The following is an 18,488-nucleotide window of genomic DNA, read 5'->3' as shown; positions in this document are numbered from 1 at the left end:
TAAAAAACTATATGATTAAAAGTACAATAAAAGGTGTGGGATTTTATGTTCCAGATAACGTTGTTACAAATGATGATTTAGCAAAACTAATGACGACCAATGATGAATGGATTACGGAAAGAACGGGTATCAAGGAACGCAGACATAGAAAAAACAGGAATGACGCTCAGGAAACTACTGCTTATTTAGCGTTTAAAGCCTCAGAAAAAGCCATTCAGAACGCAGGTCTTACCTCAAAAGATATTGATTTTATTGTTTTTGCAACCCTTTCTCCGGATTACTATTTTCCTGGGAGCGGGGTATTGCTTCAGGATATGTTGGGATGCGATACAATTGGAGCACTGGACGTGAGAAATCAATGTTCGGGATTTGTATATTCTATGAGTGTTGCCAATGCATTTATTAAATCAGGTACTTATAAAAATATTCTTGTTGTAGGAGCGGAGGTTCACTCTTTCGGATTAGATTTTTCTGATGAAGGCAGAGGAGTTTCTGTTATTTTCGGAGATGGAGCAGGAGCAGTTGTACTTTCAGCTTCAGAAGATGAAAATTCAGGAGATATTTTAGCGGTGAATATGCATTCTGAAGGTAAATATGCAGACGAACTTTGTACGCAGTTCCCGGGTTCAAAATTCGGATGGAGTGACAGAATGAGAAAAGAGCCTGAAAATGTAACCAACAAAGAAGTATACCCAATCATGAACGGTAACTTCGTGTTCAAACATGCGGTGACAAGGTTTCCTGAAACGATGATGGAAGCATTGAACAAAGCAGGGAAAACAGTTGAAGATCTAGATATGTTCATTCCGCACCAGGCGAATCTTAGAATTGCTCAGTTTGTACAGGATAAATTCGGATTACCGAACGAAAAAGTCTTTAACAATATTCAGAAATACGGAAATACAACCGCTGCTTCTATTCCTATTGCTTTAAGTGAAGCGATTGAACAAGGGAAAATTAAAAGAGGTGATTTGGTACTTCTTTCAGCTTTCGGAAGCGGATTTACCTGGGGAAGTGTGCTGTTTGAATACTAAGAGAAGAGAGTAAATAGCTTTTGTATCTATAAAACAGAAAGAAAGCTTTATGTTCCACTTATATTACAGCTGAAGACGTGAAAATTCCCATCCTTTGGAGGGGTGGGGAAAATTCAAAGAATTTTTGACGGGGCGGTTGGCAACATCTATTCCCTAAACAATATAAAAAAACCGCAGAACTGCTAAAGTTCTGCGGTTTTTGGTTTATGTATTCCTATTAAAGGCTTTTCAATAATTTTTCGGTATCAGTAGAATCCTGTCCTGTACTTTTTGCAAGCTCAATAGATTTTTCAGCCCATGTTTTTGCATTTTTCTTATCCCCAATCTTATTGTAAAGATTTGCCAGAGTATCTGTATTAGCAAAGTTCTGATCTTTCTTTACAGATTCCTGTGCCCATGCAATTGCTTTTTCAAGAGATGTTTTATTGCTTACGTTTTCAAAGAAGTTCCACGCAAGAGAATTCAGTTCTTCAGAACCTGCTGCAGAATAGTCTTTGTATAAGTCAATGATCAATTTTTCATACTCAGGAATATCTTTATTCTTTAAAGCTCTGTTGGCTTTCATTCTTTTTAAGATCTTGTCAGCCTCTTCTTTGCTTAGGAATTTCTGAGTTTCAGACATGAAATAGTTGTCGTCCCATTTTTTTGTATCTGCATTATATGCTTTTTTGGAAACGGTATTCAACTTGATGTTTTTGTCAAACTTTTCATACTTATCTTCCGGGAAGAATTTAACGATATCCGCTTTCTTATCCTGAAAAATTTTGTACAAAGGGCTGTCTATAGTTTGAACCCCTGAAAGAAGCATTTGAACATCTTCCTGATCTAAACTTGGTTTCTGCTGGAAATAACGGTTAAGTACTTTACCGGCAAACTCAGCATCATTATACATTGTAAGTCCTGCAAGATTCTTTAGAAACTCTGGATCTTTTTCTCCTTTTTCAAACTGCTCTTTTAAAGAAGTCAGTCTTTTGTTTGGATCTTCGGCATCTTTGGCAAACTGGATAAAGTCTTTTTCTTCAACATATCCTAACGTTCTGTGTACTGCTTCACCGTTTCCATCAATAAACAGGTAAGTAGGGAATGCTTTTACATTATATTTTTTAGCCAACTCAATTCCTTCACCTTTTTCCATGTCAATTTTAGCATTGATGAAGTGAGAATTATAGTATTCACCCACAGACTGAAGTGGGAAGATATTTTTTACCATCAGTTTACAAGGTCCACACCATGAAGCATATGCATCTATAAAGACCAGTTTTTTTTCTTTTTTTGCTTTGGCAAGGATAGACGCAAAATTGCCGTCTTCAAATTTAATTCCCTGTGCCCATGCAAGAACTCCTATAAAGATTGAGGAAAGTATTGCTATTTTTTTCATAAAAACTTTTTATTCCCTGCAAATGTAATAAATATGATGACACATGAGCCGTTCATATTGAAAATAATTATAAAGGAATTTTGGTTTTAAAACAGGCATCGGTTCATATGAAGGATAATCATTTATTATTTCGGTCTAATTATTAAAATTAATGTAAATCGCTGTTTTAAGTTAAATGATTAAATTTCAATATAATATTTTAATAAAAAATAAAATATCACTAGTTTTGTAAAAAACAAAAAGACACCCAGTGAAAATAATGATGAATTATTATAAAATAAAAATAATAATTTGTTTCTGTATGTCTAAAAATATCCTGAAATTTTTGTTTTTGCTGGTAACAGCAGTCCCAATATTCGCTCAGAAAAAAAACAACTTTGAGCTTATCTGTGAAAGAACGTCTTCTGTTACCGCACATAAGGATTTACCCAAAGCGATCAAGACCGCAGATTCTCTTTATATGCTGGCACAGAAACCTTCTGAGAAAATACAATCTCTTATTCTCTCTTCAGAACTTTATCATCATGCCGGCGAGCTTAAAAAAGCAATTTGCTATAGTGAAAACGCCCACTCGATAATCAATCAGATAAATGACCCGGAACAGATGGCTGTGGTAACCCGATTACTTGCCAGGCAATATAGACAGGTAGGGTTGTATGAAAGGTCTAAAAAATACATTGTAAAAGGACTGGAAGCTTCCGGCAGGATTACTGATTTTCAAAAAAGTAATGAGGCGGCAGGACTCCTGAATCAGGAAATGGCTTTCTATGAAATGGAACTGGGCAATTACTCAAATGCAATACGATTTATAGAATCTTCTCTGAAATATTTTGAGAGAATCAACAGCCGTAATGAAAACAGAACAGCTGCTGCTTCCTATCAATTGCTTGGTGATGTCTATTTCAAACTGAATGACTATCCTGTTTCTGAAAATTATTACAGGAAAGCTGAAGGTTTGCTCAAAGTCGGAAGCTGTACGCTCGGATTGGTTTATAATGGTCTGGGAGGAATCCGTCTGAAGCAGAAAAACTGGAAAGATGCGGAACTATACCTGAAAAAAGCAGAAAAAATAGCAGACACCTCCAGAAGTCTTACATTGAAAAAAGCAGTATACTCCAATATAAATGATTACTATGAAGGGATGGGGGATAATTTCAAAGCTTCTTTATATGCTGTGAAATATGTACGGACATACGACAGTATTGCAGCTCGTAATCAAAGCTTCACAATGAAAGGAGTAGAGGTTTCAAAAGGGAAGACCAGTAAGAAGAACGGACAGATGAATCTGGTGAAAAATGCCACTATTATTGTCCTGTTTACATTGTTGGTTGGTTTACTTGTTTTCTTCAGAACGAAACAGAAAAAACAACGTTCAAAGTTCAGAAATATCATAAGAACTCAGTTGAAAATGATCAGCAGCAGAAGTAATCATCCTTTAAAACAATCCGATGGTTCTGAGTTTTCCAATATATCTGTGGAAGAAATTGATGAAAAAGATTCTGAAACAGACCGAAGACGAAATGATTCTCTGATGACTTCCGAAACAGAATCAAAGCTGCTTGAACTTCTTGAAGATTTTGAGAAAGGTGATCTCTATAACAATAAGGGAATGTCTCTGTCTTTCCTTGCAGGTGAATTGAATACCAATACAAAATATCTGTCTTATGTAATCAATCAGCATAAGAGTGCTGACTTTAAATCGTATATCAACCGACTGAGAATCAGATATATTGTGGATAAGCTGATCAACGATGAGAAATACCGACAGTATAAAATAAGCATCCTTGCTGATGAATGCGGCTTCTCTTCACACAGTAAATTTGCTGCAGTTTTCAAAGCGGTCACAGACTATTCTCCATCAGCCTATATTAAATATCTTGATGCTGAAAATCAATCAGATAAAAATGTTCATTTTCCTGAAAATGATTAAAAATAGATAGGTTTTTAAATTCTATCTTACTGTTTTCACGAAAATGAACAACCTATTGTTTTACAGGAACCCTTTGCTATCCTATCTTTGCGCCAGTTCGAGGGACATGAATACAATCATACTACAGCTTATCTCTTTTATTTTTTGAAGGAATATTTCTTTTCCTGAAATAATATTATAGTAAGAAAATCATCCCTAAGCTGAAAACTAAACCATGAAAATTTATATATGGAACGCGTGTATATTTCATCATTGAAACAGCCACGGTTCCTGTTTTTATCTTTAAAGGAAGTATTCTGTTCACAGAATATAAACCATATCTTATAATCGGGGTTGATTGCCCGGTTTTTTTTCAGTCAAGTTTTTTTAAGTGCAAATCCACAGAAGTCTGTGGATTTGTGATTTTATTTAACTTTTGGACTGTCGGGTTTGGTTTTTGAAGTATCAGCTGCCGGAGCGGGTATAGAATTAGCTACAGCAGAATCACCCATTTTGTTTCTTAAAGATTCCTTGTTGTGGGCATCTTTATATTCCTCTCGTTTTTCTTTATTTTGAGCACAACTTCCAAGGAAAAGAAGTCCAAGAACTGCTCCTATCCAGAATTTTTTCATAGTAGTATATATTAATGTTTGGTAATAATCAAATATAAGATTAATTAAAAGATAAAAGATAAAAGATAAAAGATAAAAGATAAAAGATAAAAGATAAAAGATGTTATTATTAAAATTCAATAGGGGGTGGATTTTAACTCACTAACAAAAAAATATTCGTCCCATTGGCTTTATCCAATAAAAAAAATCTGCAGCGATTTCATCTGCAGATTTTCCATTTTTAAATTGAACGTATATCAATACTATTTGACTGGAGACATTACCGCTGAATCTTTTTTTATCTTGACACTGTCAGGATTTGTCATTTTTGTAGTCATTGTATCAGTGGTTGTAGGCGGTATACTTTTTTGAGTATTTTCTACTGTCGCTGAATCACGATTGCTCGATGACATTGTCGATTCTTTGGTTCCACAGCTCACTGCAAATATTCCTATTCCAATGACTGTTAGCAATAACTTTTTCATACTATTTTATTTTGGGGTGTATACCTATTCAAAATCAACAATTATTCCTAAGAGGGTAGGGAAAGTCGTAAAATATAGGTAAAGTTTGTTAAAAGATGTTAGGTAAAAGGTAACAGGTTGTAGGGATTAGGGGAGAGAGTATTGAAGTATTGGAGAAGTAAAAGTATATTTCTGGCTACCAATAACCTTAAACCTTAGACCTTGAACTTTAAATCTTTAAACCTTGAACTCTGCATCCCACAAAAAAGCCCCGAAACCGAAATTCCGAGGCTGTTCAATCATTTATCAATGATCATTTATCTTTTATTATCCCAAATAAGGATATTTGTAGTTTTTTGGAGAAACAAAAGTTTCTTTTACACTTCTTACAGAGGTCCATCTCAGAAGATTCATTTTAGAACCTGCTTTATCATTTGTTCCTGAAGCTCTACCACCACCGAAAGGCTGTTGTCCTACTACAGCACCTGTTGGTTTATCATTGATGTAGAAGTTACCTGAAGCATTCTCTAAAGCTTTATAAGCTTCATTGATCGCGTAACGGTCTTGTGAGAATACAGAACCTGTTAATGAATAAGGAGAAGTAGAATCTACAAGTTTTAGCGTTTCTTTCCAGTCCTTATCTTCATATACAAAGATTGATAAGATTGGCCCGAAGATCTCTTCTACCATACTTTCGTAGTGAGGATTTGTAGTTTCAATTACTGTTGGGTGTACAAACCATCCTTTAGAATCATCAACTTTTCCACCGATTGCTACAGAAGCTTCACCTGAAGCATTTGCTCTGTCGATATATCCTTTACATTTCTCGAAAGAATTTTTGTCAATTACTGCGTTTACAAAGTTAGAAGTATCTTCCGGAGAACCTACTTTAATAGAATTCATCTGAGTTTCCATTACTTTTTTCACGTCAGCCCAAAGAGACTTAGGTACATAAGCTCTTGAAGCAGCAGAACATTTTTGTCCCTGATATTCGAAAGCACCTCTTACCAATGCAGTAGCTACAGCTTCTACGTTAGCAGATGGGTGAGCGATTACAAAATCTTTCCCTCCTGTTTCTCCAACAATTCTTGGATATGTTCTGTAGTTGTGGATATTATCACCAATCATTTTCCACATTCCCTGGAATACTTTTGTAGAACCTGTGAAGTGAAGACCAGCAAAATCACGGTGTGCCAATACTTTTTCAGCAGTTTCTTTTCCATCTGTAAAGATCATGTTGATAACTCCCGCAGGAAGACCAGCTTCAATTAATACATCCATAATTACTTTTGCAGAATATACCTGCTTGTCAGACGGCTTCCAAACTACAACGTTTCCTAACATTGCCATACAAGTAGGAAGGTTTCCGGAAATAGCAGTAAAGTTGAACGGAGTTACTGCAAAGCAGAATCCTTCTAATGGTCTGTATTCAACGCGGTTCCAGATTCCATTGTCAGAAACGGGCTGCTCAGCATACATTTCTGTCATGAACTCTACATTGAATCTTAAGAAGTCGATGAATTCACAAGCTGCATCAATTTCAGCCTGGTGTACATTCTTAGACTGTCCGATCATTGTTGCAGCATTAATCACATCTCTGTAAGGACCAGCCAAAAGATCAGCTGCCTTTAAGAAAATTGCTGCACGCTGTTCCCAGCCTAGTTCATTCCATTCTTGTTTAGCTGCCAATGCCGCGTTGATAGCGTCATCCACATGCTGCATACCACCCTGATAGTAGAAACCGAAGTCATGAGCATGATCCTGAGGAGACTGAAGCTGTACTTTTGTATCAGTTTTCACTTCTTTTCCATTGATAATCATTGGAACTTCCACCTTTTCAGCCCACATTTTTTTATAAGTGTCGATAAGGCTTTTAACTTCCGGAGATCCCGGTTCATAAGAATTTACCGGCTCATTTACCGCTAATGGTACTTGCGAAATTGCTTTTGACATATTACGTTTTATTATTTTATTAAATTAAATAAGATGTGTATACAAATTTACGATAATTATAAGGAAAGAAAAAAATACCGCCTGTTTTTATGAAATAAAGCTTATTGTTAAGTAATAGCTAATGAATAAAGGATTTTTAACATGTTGTGTTGATAATATTGGATGTATTTACTCGATCTTTTAAATAGAAGGAAAAGATAAAGTGGAATATCAGAATTATAGGAATAAGGACAATAAAATATTTGTCATAGTTCATAAACTATGCTTAAGTATTATAAATAAGGGATTTATCATGAAATGTTAAAATTACATAAAATTGTATTTGTTGCGATTTTGAACATTTTAAATAATTTTTTTGATAGCCAAGGTTTTAAGATTGTTCTAATTTTACACCATTATTAATAGTATGAAAAAAAGAGTTTTATTTTTCTCTTTTCTGATGTTTTTCTCAGCGTTGTGTGCAGGTCTTTTTGCACATAAAGGGAAAACTCAGTCATACTCTGATATTATCTCAAAAATCAATCTCCTTCAGCAGAAATCCGATCAGCAGACCCAGCCTGAAATGTATAGTTTTTCAGATGTGCAGGATGTACAGGATTCCAATGACTGGGAGAAAGTGAAATTTGATTACTCAGTACTTGCACAGCAGTGGCTCAATTATTTCTTTGCAGGCTACACTTACAATACACAGGTTGCGGCTGTTCAAAACCGTACCTACATTACAGCACCAAGATACATTCTGTATCACTGTCTGCAGATAGCGGGCTGCTAATCCCTTTTTTAAATTTTTAATGATCCATTGTGGTTTGTATTCACTCAATACAGATCTGTAAAAATCATTCCCATTTTACATTTTTTGAACATGTCTATTTGCCTTTATGGAGAGGTGAACCAGTACTGTTTGTCCAATTTTAAATAAAAATACTATGCACTTAACACCGAGAGAAACGGAAAAGCTTATGCTATTTCTGGCAGGCGAACTCGCTCTAAAAAGAAAGGCAAGAGGCCTTAAATTAAACTATCCTGAATCAATTGCACTCATCAGCCACTTTTTGCTTGAAGGAGCAAGAGATGGAAAAAAAGTAGCCGAACTGATGCAGGAAGGCGCTAATCTTCTTACTAAAGATGACGTAATGCCCGGCGTATCAGAAATGATCCACGATGTTCAGATTGAAGCCACTTTCCCTGATGGGACTAAGCTGGTAACCGTACACAACCCAATCCGCTAATACTACTGATTATGATACCAGGAGAAATTTTTGTAAAAGAAGGTACAATTATCTGCAATGAAGGCAGAGAAACTGTAAAAATAAAAGTAACAAACACCGGAGACCGTCCTATTCAGGTAGGTTCACACTTCCACTTTTTTGAAGTCAATAAAGCGATGAGCTTTGACCGTGAAAAAGCTTTCGGAAAGAGACTGAATATTGTAGCAAGTACTGCAGTAAGGTTTGAACCGGGAGAAGAAAAAGAAGTGGAATTGGTAGAAATAGGAGGAACCAAAAAAGCAATGGGCTTCAACAACCTTGTCGACGGACAGATAGATTCCGAAGAACAGAAAAAAGCAAGCCTTGCAAAAGTTGAAGAATTAAACTTTAAAAATCATTAAGATGAGCTTACACGTAGACAGAAAACAATACGCCAATATATTAGGTCCTACAGCCGGAGACAAAATCAGACTGGGAGACACTGAAATAATCATTGAAATTGAAAAAGATTTCACTCACTATGGAGACGAAGCCGTTTTCGGAGGAGGAAAAACAGTCCGTGACGGAATGGGACAGAATGTTACTGCTAAAAGAGATGAAGGTGTTCTGGACCTTTGCATCACAGGAGCTGTCATCATTGACCATTGGGGAATTGTAAAAGGTGATATCGGAATCAAAGACGGAAAGATCGTAGGAATCGGAAAAGCAGGTAACCCTGATACAATGGATGGTGTAAGTCCTAATATGATTATTGGAGCTTCAACTGAAGTCCACGGTGGAAAAGGATATATCGTAACAGCCGGAGGTATTGATACCCATATTCACTACATCTGTCCTCAACAGATCGAAACATCTCTATACAGCGGGATCACAACAATGATTGGCGGTGGTACAGGTCCGAATGACGGAACTAATGCTACAACAGTGACTCCGGGAAAATTCAATATGCAGAAAATGCTTGAGGCAGCAGAAGAATATCCTATGAACCTTGGTTTCTTCGGAAAAGGAAACTGTTCGGCAGAAGAACCTATTGAAGAGCAGGTAGAAGCAGGTGCTTTAGGTGTGAAAATCCATGAAGACTGGGGAGCAACTCCCGCAACAATTGATGCAGCACTGAAAGTAGCGGATAAATATGACGTTCAGGTTGCTATCCATACCGATACGCTGAATGAAGGAGGATTCCTGGAAGATACAATGAGAGCAATCAACGGAAGAGTGATCCATACATTCCATACAGAAGGAGCTGGTGGAGGTCACGCTCCGGATATCATTAAAGCAGCAATGTACCCAAATGTACTGCCCGCTTCTACAAACCCTACACGTCCTTACACAGTCAATACGATTGATGAGCACTTAGATATGTTGATGGTTTGTCATCACCTGAGCAAGAATATTCCTGAAGATGTTGCTTTTGCTGATTCCCGTATTCGCCCTGAAACCATTGCAGCAGAAGATATTCTTCATGACATGGGCGTTTTCAGCATCATGAGTTCGGATTCTCAGGCGATGGGAAGACCGGGAGAAGTGATTACAAGAACATGGCAGACGGCAAGCAAAATGAAGGAGCAGAGAGGTGATTTAGCTGAAGATCAGGATAGTGGAAACGATAATTACCGTGCAAAAAGATATGTGGCTAAATATACCATCAATCCCGCTATTGCACATGGTATTTCAGAATATGTAGGATCTCTTGAAGAAGGTAAATTGGCGGATCTGGTGATCTGGAAGCCTGCATTATTCGGAGTAAAACCGGAAATGATTGTAAAAGGAGGGTTTGTGATTGCTGCTAAAATGGGAGATCCAAATGCATCTATTCCAACACCTCAGCCAATTATTTACAGAAATATGTTTGGAGCTCATGGAAAAGCCAAGTTTGGTATTTGTGCGAATTTCGTTTCTCAGGTTTCTATCGACAACGGAACCATTGCTTCTTACAAATTGGAGAAAATGATTCTTCCGGTAAAAAATTGTAGAAATATTTCCAAAAAAGACCTTATTCATAACGATAAGACTCCTTTAATTGAAGTGAACCCTGAAAACTATAAAGTAACGGTAGACGGTGAGTACATCACTTGCGAACCTGCGGAAACACTTCCTTTAACACAGCTGTATTACTTATTCTAAGATCAATTTAAAGTACAGTATCTGAAAGCGAAACTATTGGGCTTTGTCATTCTGACGAAGGAAGAATCTCATAGGGATTCTTCACTACATTTCGTTTAGAATGACACTTTCAGGTACTTCTTTATCCCAGGTTTACTCACTGAATTTAAAATAATTATAGAACTAAGTTTAAAATGAAATATTTAAATAAAACAGTTGTTTCTCTTGTTGTAGCCGGAATGTCTATGCTTTCAGGAAATCTGAGCGCTCAGTTTTTGGGCGGGCACAGGCTTAAAAGTGATGAAGATGGACCAAAAGGGCAGTTTATGGTGTATGGTTCATTAGATTACTCTAAACTTACAACTCCATCCAGCAGCAGCAGTACTGTCTCAAGCGCACCACTTGGAGTAGGGTACTTCATTAACAATAATGACCTTATCGGAGTCAATTATGCTTACTCACAGAATACAGTTGATCATAATGTAGTCTACAAACAAAATGAAGCAGGTATCTGGTACAGCCCTTCATTGATGCTTGGAAAGTACTTTGTACTGATCGGGCAGGTAGATGCTCACTATGTTTGGGGACAGCAGCTGTCAACGGCTGCTGATGCAATGCAGAACTTTAACGGATTCCGTCTTCGTGCCTATCCCTTGATTGGAATATTACTGGGAGGAGGCTGGGCCCTGAAATTCAAATTTGCAGAACTTTCAATGCTTCAGACTAAAACCAAAGAAGAAGGCTGGACGAAGAACTATGTAGCAGGAATCAGTGGTTCAACATTCGGGGTAGGAATCTCCAAAAACTTAGACTTTAGAAAAAAATCCAAAAATGATAATTAATCAAATCACAGGCAATCTCTCTGAAAATCCTACAGGGAAAACCATAGATTATCTTGATCTGGAATGGTTTGAAACTACCAAAAGAATCCAGCGCAAAAAAACCAGACAGGGAACTGACGTTGCGATCAAGTTTCTCAGAGAAGGACAGCGTTTGCGTGAAGGAGATATTCTTTTTGAGGATGCGGAAAAAATAATCGCGGTAAATGTTCTGGAGACGGAAGCGATCGTGATGTCACCTGCTTCGCTCCTGAAAATGGGTACCGTATGTTATGAGATCGGAAACAAACATATTCCGCTCTTCATTCAGAATGATAAAGTATTGCTTCCTTTTGAAATGCCGATGTTCAGATGGCTGGAGGCAAGCGGTTTCAACCCGGAGAAACAATCTGTGAAACTGCTGAATCTTCTTAAATCCAATGTAGAACCCCACGGGCATGGAAGTCTGGGATCAACAATCTTTACAAAAATCTTAAAAATGGCAGCTCCGAAAGATGAATAATATCAACATAAATTTCCTGTCAGGACTGCTTCATCTTGCAGATCCGACACTTCCCATCGGAGGGTATACTCATTCCAACGGACTTGAAACCTATGTGCAGGAAAGGATTGTACATAATTTAGGTACAGCCAAAGAATTTGTGCAGAATATGCTTCAGTACAACCTTAAATTTAATGATGGGGCTTTTGTAAAACTGGCGTATGAAGCAGCGGAAAAAGGAGATTTGCAGGCATTGTTACTTCTTGATAATGAGTGTAACGCTATAAAATGTCCGAAGGAAATCCGCCAGGCCAGTCAGAAATTGGGGATCAGGCTGATCAAAATCTTTAAAAGGAGAGACCGTTTCCCTTTTATGGAAGCGTTTGAAAAAGCAGTGCAGAATAAAGAAGCCAATTCCCATTACTGTATTGTGTTCGGAGTGTATGCCTACCTAATGAAAATTCCTTTGTATGAAGCTCTTTTAGGATTCTATTATACCTCAGTGGCGGGAATGATCACCAATGCGGTAAAGCTTGTTCCTCTTGGACAGCTGGATGGACAAGATATTTTATTTTCCCTTTATCCTGTAATGGAAAAAACAGTCTGGGAAACCATAGAGCTGGACAGAGATATGATAGGACTTTGTAATACCGCTTTCGATATCAGGTGTATGCAGCATGAGAGATTGTATTCAAGACTTTATATGTCGTAAGGAAAAGGTAAATAGCTGATGATGCAGAATACGATGCACATTGCTGAGTGAAACGCCTTTGCGATCGTAAAATATTCACGGTAAAAAACTTAGCGTCCATAGCGTTAAAAAACAATTAAAATTTTAAAAAAATGGAAAATAGAAAATATATAAAAGTAGGAGTTGCAGGACCTGTAGGTTCAGGAAAAACTGCATTACTGGAACGTTTAAGCAGAAAATTATTCGGAAAGTATGACCTTGGAGTAATCACTAATGATATTTATACAAAAGAAGATGCTGAATTTATGGCAAAAAACAGTCTTCTTCCCCATGATAGAATTATCGGAGTAGAAACAGGAGGCTGCCCACACACTGCCATCCGCGAAGATGCAAGTATGAACCTTGAAGCCGTAGATGAGCTTGCAGCACGTTTCCCTGAAATTGAACTGGTTCTTATCGAAAGTGGAGGTGATAACCTTTCAGCGACATTCAGCCCGGACCTTGCAGACGTTACCATCTTCATTATTGACGTAGCAGAAGGAGAGAAAATTCCTAGAAAAGGAGGTCCTGGTATTACAAGATCAGACTTGTTAATTATCAATAAAATAGACCTTGCCCCGTATGTAGGAGCCAGCCTTGAAGTAATGGAAAATGATGCCAGAAGAATGAGAAAAGGAAATCCTTTTGTATTTACAAACCTTAAAACAGATGAAGGACTGGACAAAGTAATAGGTTGGATTAAAAAATATGCTCTTCTCGAGGAAATTGAAGAACCGAACTTAGTAAGATAAATGGACAGTCGTTTAAATATTATCGCAGGATTTAAGGGAGGAGAATCCTATGTGAAAGACCTTTATGTCTCACTTCCTTTCAGAGTGGTTTCTGTAGGGCAGCGGAAAAGTGACAAAAAACTTTATCAGATGGTGATGAGCTCCTCTCCGGGAATTCTGGATGGAGACCACTACCATCTGGAGGTTGCTCTTGAAAAAGGTGCTGCGCTTCAGCTGCAGTCACAATCCTATCAGAGGCTTTTCAATATGAAGGATAAAGCACTTCAGGAGCTTAATGTTTCTATGGAAGATGAAACCTCTTTTGCTTACGTTCCTCATCCCATAGTTCCGCATGAAGATTCCAATTTTAAGAGCAAAGCGAATATTCATATTGGGAACAACAGCCAGATCATCATCAGTGAGATTATTACCTGCGGAAGAAAACATTATGGAGAAGTTTTTAAACTGAAGCGTTTTCAGAATGTGATGGAAATCTACCACAACAATAAGCTGGTAGTGAAAGATAATGTTCTCATTCAGCCTGATATGATCCCGATCAGCAGTATCGGAAATCTGGAACAGTATACCCACCAGGGAACCCTGATCTTCTATAGTACGAAGGGAAATGTAGACAAGAATGGATTGATTGAAGAGATCGTTGAAGCAGCGGCACAGCATCATGAAGAAATGGAAGTCGGAGTCTCTGCAATGGATGACAATGGTTTTGTCGTAAGAGCTTTGGGACACGGAGGAGAGTTGATGTACAACTTCTTCCTGTATATTCAGGAAATTCTCTGGTCACTCGAGTAAAAAAGGGAGCCTTGTCAAGGTTCAAAACCTTGACAAGGCTCTCAAGTAAAACAAAAAAGTAAAAAATGGATAGTACAGTTTGGGCGCTTCTTTTGAGTGCCGTTTCAATAAGTTTCATACACACCGCTTCAGGGCCGGATCACTACCTGCCATTCATTGTGATTTCAAAATCCAAGAAATGGAGCGGAATGAAAACAGCAGTATTAACGGTTGTCTGCGGTTTCGGACACGTATTCAGTTCTCTGATTTTAGGCTTTATCGGGGTTTTCCTTGGATGGCAGCTCAATAAGATCTCCTGGTTTCAGGATATCAGAGGAAATTTCTCAGGATGGGCACTGCTTATTTTTGGAGGAGTTTATCTGGTATATGGTTTCATTCAGGCCATCAGAAACAAGCCTCATAAGCATTTTGATGTAATGGGTGATGATGTTTATGTATACGAACATAATCATAGTGAAGTGGTAATGCCTCAAAAAAGAATAAAAGTGACTCCGCTTGTACTTTTTATGATTTTCGTAATGGGACCCAGTGAACCTTTAATTCCTTTATTATTCTATTCGGGAGTAAAACATTCAATGTCTGAAATTGCTGTTCTGGTAACGTCTTTCACCATAACTACCGTCCTGACAATGCTTGGAATGGTTCTTCTGGGACGTTATGGTTATTCAACACTATTCAATACTGAAAAGCTGGAAAGATATATGGGAGTGGTGAGCGGAGCTGTGGTAACCGTTTGCGGAATAGGAATGGTCTTTCTTGGATGGTAAACGAGTTTCGGGATTTGGGGTACGAGTGGTAGAGTTTGAAGGTCAGAGAGAATGAGAGTTTTAGGGTAGAGTCCCACTTCCTGCTCCCAACTTCTAGCTTCCAGCTATTACTTTTACTGTCTCACTCAAATCATCAATACATTTTACATTGTACAAAATACATTATACAAAAAAACTATGAACGAATTTTTCAAAAAACTACCTTTTATAGACCATGTTTTGAAAGGAATCGGACAGATTATGCTTCAGGAAAACAGATGGACAGGACTTCTGTTTCTTACAGGAATCTTTATGGGAAGCTGGCAGTGCGGGATTGCAGTATTGCTTTCAACGGCGGCCGGAACTTTTACTGCCATGAAACTTAACTATGCTAAATCTGAAATCAATGCCGGGCTTTACGGCTTCAGTGCGGCACTTGTAGGAGTAGCGTTGTCCTTTCTATTTGAAACTACATTGCTGATCTGGATTTTAATAGTGTTGGGTGGAGCATTGGCAGCTGTTATTCAGCATTTCTTTATTCAGAAGAAAATTCCGGTGTTTACCTTTCCTTTCATTATCATTACATGGATATTGGTATTTGCACTCCATCATTTTACGCATATTCCGCCATCTGCGATGTTGAGCAGTGAAGTGGTGCCCACAGAATATGATGATTTTCTTGCCTGTACCAATGGTTTTGGCGAAGTAATATTTCAGGGTGGAGTACTTTCAGGAATGATTTTCTTTCTTGCCGTTTTCATCAGTTCTCCCATAGCCGCTTTATATGGGCTGGCAGCATCTATTCTTGGTGCAGGATTATCACAGTTGAACGGAGAGCCTATTAAAGAAATCCACATGGGATTATTTGGTTTTAATGCCGTGCTTTCAGCAATTGCTTTTTCCGGAGTTAAAAAAACAGATGGTTTATGGGTACTTATTGCCGTTCTTATCACGATTGCCATTGATGATCTTTTGATTGACAATCATTGTTTAGATATCGTGGGTGGAGTATTTACTTTTCCATTCGTAGCCGGAACGTGGATTACGCTTTTAATTCAGAAAGTATTTCTTAAAACTAAAGAATAGAGTTTTAGAAGGGAGTTCAAAGTTCAAAGTTTAACGTTCAAGGTTTAAAGTTTAAAGTTTAAAGTTCTCCTACGAATGACTGATGATTCACTTGTCTTTCATTTGACTTCTAAAATCATTAATACATTATACAAACAAATAAAAAATGAAAATAACAAAAATAGCAGCCGTATTTCTGGTCATGGCATTCAGTGGAAAAATGATGGCGCAGGAAGCAGAAAAACAGTTGCTGATCAAAGATGCAGATGACAAATTTCCCATTGCAGATGCTTTGGTAAAATATGACCACGGGAACAGCCATACTCATACAGCGGCAGATGGTATATTTGCCATTCCTGTAAAATCACTTCCTGATACCCTTGTGATCAGCCGTCAGGGATATGATGGGGTAAAATGGGTGGTGACCAGCGATGAAGATAAAAATAAAGTTATTTTTTTACAGCATAAGCCTTTTCAGATTTCTGAAGTTGCTATCAATCACAGTTCATTTTTATCAGCCATTACCAAGGTTGATCTGAATAAATTTCCGGTAAACTCAGCGCAGGATTTATTGAGAAAAGTTCCGGGATTGTTTATTGCACAGCATGCCGGAGGAGGAAAGGCCGAACAGCTTTTTTTAAGAGGATTTGATGCCGATCACGGTACCGATGTCAGCGTTAATGTGGACGGAATGCCGGTGAATATCGTTTCTCATGCCCATGGTCAGGGATACTCAGATTTACACTTTGTGATTCCTGAAACGGTAAACAATATTGACTTCGGAAAAGGAGCCTATTATATGGATCGCGGTGATTTCAATACGGCAGGATATGTAGATTTTCAGACCTATAATGGATTGAAAAACAGTATGATTAAACTGGAAGGAGGCTCTTTCAATTCAAAAAGAGTCTTGGGAATGTTCAATATTCTGCATGATGATCTGGGAAGAAAAAATGCCTATATCGCAGCAGAATACAACTATACAGACGGCCCTTTTGATGTAAAACAGAATTTCAACAGAGTTAACATCTTCGGGAAATACAACCAATGGTTAACTGATAAAGACTATTTCAATATTCAGTTTTCAACATTCAATTCTTCATGGAATGCTTCCGGACAGATTCCGGAACGTGCCTTAGATGAAGGAATCATTGGCAGATGGGGAAGTATAGACCCTACGGAAGGCGGAAAAACTTCCAGAACAAATCTTCAGATGAATTTCAAGCACATTATATCTCCTTCTGAGCAGATTGATGCCATGGCTTTCTATTCAAAGTATAATTTCAATCTGTATTCTGATTTTACCTTTAATTTAAAAGATAAAGATCATGGAGATGAAATTCAGCAGACCGACGGAAGAAATATCTACGGTGCCGAAGTGAAATATACCAAAACTTTTGCCCTGGCTAATAGTTCTTTAAACTGGACTTCTGGAATAGGGTTAAGGAATGATGATATCAATACTTTACAGCTTAACCATGTGTATCACAGAGATATGCTGCTTGACAGATTATCTGATGTGACAGGAACGGAAACCAACCTTCATGCTTACTCAGGATTGGTATGGAAGACAGGAAAATGGACCATTAACCCTGCTTTGAGAGTAGATCATTTTATCTTTAATATGCATAATCTGCTGGATGTAGAACAATTGCCGTCCGGACAGTCAAAAGAAGCAACAAGACTAAGCCCGAAATTGAATTTCTCCTACGCTCAGAATGATAACGTGATGTGGTTCCTGAAAACAGGGATGGGCTTCCACTCCAATGACCTGAGAGTAGTCGTTCCCAATAAAAACGAAAATACCCTTCCATATTCTATTGGAGCAGATTTTGGGGTGAGATTACATCCGTTCAAATCATTGATTATTACTCCTGCATTATGGTATATGGATCTGCAGCAGGAATTTGTCTATGTAGGAGACGATGCGGTAGTAGAACCTTCAGGAAAATCAAGACGTTTCGGGGCAGATCTGGGAGTACGTTTCCAGCCATTGGAAAACTTTTATCTGAATGCGGATATCAATTATTCCCACGCCAGATTTACTGAAGAAGAAAAAGGACAGGACTATGTTCCGCTGGCTCCCGTAGTTACCAGTACAGGATCGGTAAACTGGGATTTCCTGGATGGCTTTTCTTTAGGACTTCAATACCGATATCTGGGAGCAAGACCAGCAGTAGAGGATAACAGTATCAGAACCAAATCTTACTTTGTAAATGATCTAATGCTTTCTTATAACCGCCGGAAATGGGGTGCAAATGTTCAGCTTAACAACCTTTTCAATGTAAAATGGAATGAAGCCCAGTTTGCAACAGAAACGCAGTTGAAAGGAGAAGCAGAACCTATTACAGATCTTACTTATACACCAGGAAGTCCTTTTGGAGTAAGGGTAGGAGTGTATTATAAGTTCTAAATGAATGAGTGGG

General features: G+C 37.9%; 18 protein-coding genes. 14 read left to right on the top strand and 4 right to left on the bottom strand.

Annotation, left to right across the window (positions count from 1 at the left end):
- Window positions 1-11: 11 nt before the first annotated feature.
- Complete coding sequence (locus ACTJIP_RS02380; RefSeq protein ID WP_077418488.1) at window positions 12-1,034, top strand: 3-oxoacyl-ACP synthase III family protein; 1,023 nt, start codon at window positions 12-14, stop codon at window positions 1,032-1,034.
- 217 nt (window positions 1,035-1,251) lie between these two features.
- Here ACTJIP_RS02380 and ACTJIP_RS02375 read toward each other — a convergent pair whose 3' ends face one another.
- The gene (locus tag ACTJIP_RS02375) at window positions 1,252-2,412 is read right to left on the bottom strand and encodes a thioredoxin family protein (RefSeq protein ID WP_077418490.1); all 1,161 of its coding nucleotides are present in this window, start codon (window positions 2,410-2,412) and stop codon (window positions 1,252-1,254) included.
- Between the two features lie 301 nt (window positions 2,413-2,713).
- Here ACTJIP_RS02375 and ACTJIP_RS02370 point away from each other — a divergent pair, with 301 nt between their 5' ends.
- A complete protein-coding gene (locus ACTJIP_RS02370) occupies window positions 2,714-4,342 on the top strand; it encodes an AraC family transcriptional regulator (protein WP_180564216.1) in 1,629 nt (542 codons plus the stop codon).
- 404 nt (window positions 4,343-4,746) lie between these two features.
- On the opposite strand, the gene ACTJIP_RS02365 is transcribed toward ACTJIP_RS02370, so the two are convergent.
- From ACTJIP_RS02365 to pruA, 3 genes are all read right to left on the bottom strand, one after another.
- Window positions 4,747-4,953 (bottom strand): hypothetical protein, encoded by a 207-nt coding sequence (locus ACTJIP_RS02365; RefSeq protein ID WP_077418494.1) that lies wholly within the window; start codon window positions 4,951-4,953, stop codon window positions 4,747-4,749.
- Between the two features lie 242 nt (window positions 4,954-5,195).
- Complete coding sequence (locus tag ACTJIP_RS02360; RefSeq protein WP_077418496.1) at window positions 5,196-5,417, bottom strand: cytochrome C551; 222 nt, start codon at window positions 5,415-5,417, stop codon at window positions 5,196-5,198.
- A 306-nt stretch (window positions 5,418-5,723) separates the two neighbouring features.
- Window positions 5,724-7,349 carry an L-glutamate gamma-semialdehyde dehydrogenase gene (pruA, locus tag ACTJIP_RS02355; RefSeq protein ID WP_077418497.1) on the bottom strand — a complete coding sequence of 542 codons (1,626 nt, stop codon included), beginning with the start codon at window positions 7,347-7,349 and terminating at the stop codon, window positions 5,724-5,726.
- Window positions 7,350-7,755: 406 nt separating this feature from the next.
- Between pruA and ACTJIP_RS02350 the strand changes: the two genes are divergently transcribed.
- The 12 genes from ACTJIP_RS02350 to ACTJIP_RS02295 all read left to right on the top strand — a co-directional run bounded on the left by ACTJIP_RS02350 (window position 7,756) and on the right by ACTJIP_RS02295 (window position 18,475).
- Window positions 7,756-8,121 carry a hypothetical protein gene (locus tag ACTJIP_RS02350; protein ID WP_077418498.1) on the top strand — a complete coding sequence of 122 codons (366 nt, stop codon included), beginning with the start codon at window positions 7,756-7,758 and terminating at the stop codon, window positions 8,119-8,121.
- A 154-nt stretch (window positions 8,122-8,275) separates the two neighbouring features.
- Window positions 8,276-8,578, top strand: coding sequence for an urease subunit gamma (ureA, locus tag ACTJIP_RS02345; RefSeq protein WP_047387758.1), 303 nt, complete (start codon window positions 8,276-8,278; stop codon window positions 8,576-8,578).
- Window positions 8,579-8,589: 11 nt separating this feature from the next.
- Complete coding sequence (gene ureB / locus ACTJIP_RS02340; protein WP_047387761.1) at window positions 8,590-8,958, top strand: urease subunit beta; 369 nt, start codon at window positions 8,590-8,592, stop codon at window positions 8,956-8,958.
- Between the two features lies 1 nt (window position 8,959).
- Window positions 8,960-10,681, top strand: a complete 1,722-nt coding sequence (gene ureC / locus ACTJIP_RS02335; RefSeq protein WP_047387764.1) for an urease subunit alpha — start codon at window positions 8,960-8,962, stop codon at window positions 10,679-10,681.
- A 173-nt stretch (window positions 10,682-10,854) separates the two neighbouring features.
- Complete coding sequence (locus ACTJIP_RS02330; protein ID WP_077418499.1) at window positions 10,855-11,502, top strand: hypothetical protein; 648 nt, start codon at window positions 10,855-10,857, stop codon at window positions 11,500-11,502.
- Entirely contained in the window at window positions 11,492-12,001 is a 510-nt protein-coding gene (gene ureE / locus ACTJIP_RS02325; protein ID WP_180564213.1) for an urease accessory protein UreE, read from the top strand. The genes ACTJIP_RS02330 and ureE overlap by 11 nt, the downstream gene beginning before the upstream one ends.
- Window positions 11,994-12,692: an urease accessory protein UreF gene (locus ACTJIP_RS02320; RefSeq protein WP_232538978.1), complete on the top strand. Its 699-nt coding sequence runs from the start codon at window positions 11,994-11,996 to the stop codon at window positions 12,690-12,692. The genes ureE and ACTJIP_RS02320 overlap by 8 nt, the downstream gene beginning before the upstream one ends.
- A 131-nt stretch (window positions 12,693-12,823) precedes the next feature.
- Window positions 12,824-13,462: an urease accessory protein UreG gene (gene ureG / locus ACTJIP_RS02315; protein WP_045499433.1), complete on the top strand. Its 639-nt coding sequence runs from the start codon at window positions 12,824-12,826 to the stop codon at window positions 13,460-13,462.
- Window positions 13,463-14,251 (top strand): urease accessory protein UreD, encoded by a 789-nt coding sequence (locus tag ACTJIP_RS02310; protein ID WP_077418502.1) that lies wholly within the window; start codon window positions 13,463-13,465, stop codon window positions 14,249-14,251.
- A gap of 65 nt (window positions 14,252-14,316) precedes the next feature.
- Window positions 14,317-15,018 carry a hypothetical protein gene (locus tag ACTJIP_RS02305; protein WP_077418503.1) on the top strand — a complete coding sequence of 234 codons (702 nt, stop codon included), beginning with the start codon at window positions 14,317-14,319 and terminating at the stop codon, window positions 15,016-15,018.
- A 177-nt stretch (window positions 15,019-15,195) separates the two neighbouring features.
- Window positions 15,196-16,083 carry an urea transporter gene (locus tag ACTJIP_RS02300; protein ID WP_077418504.1) on the top strand — a complete coding sequence of 296 codons (888 nt, stop codon included), beginning with the start codon at window positions 15,196-15,198 and terminating at the stop codon, window positions 16,081-16,083.
- Window positions 16,084-16,228: 145 nt separating this feature from the next.
- Window positions 16,229-18,475 (top strand): TonB-dependent receptor, encoded by a 2,247-nt coding sequence (locus ACTJIP_RS02295; RefSeq protein WP_440704076.1) that lies wholly within the window; start codon window positions 16,229-16,231, stop codon window positions 18,473-18,475.
- The last annotated feature ends 13 nt before the right edge of the window (window positions 18,476-18,488 follow it).

Source organism: Chryseobacterium sp. 22543 (assembly GCF_052044565.1).
Classification (GTDB): Bacteria; Bacteroidota; Bacteroidia; order Flavobacteriales; family Weeksellaceae; genus Chryseobacterium.
This window is presented reverse-complemented; position numbering and strand designations above follow the sequence as displayed.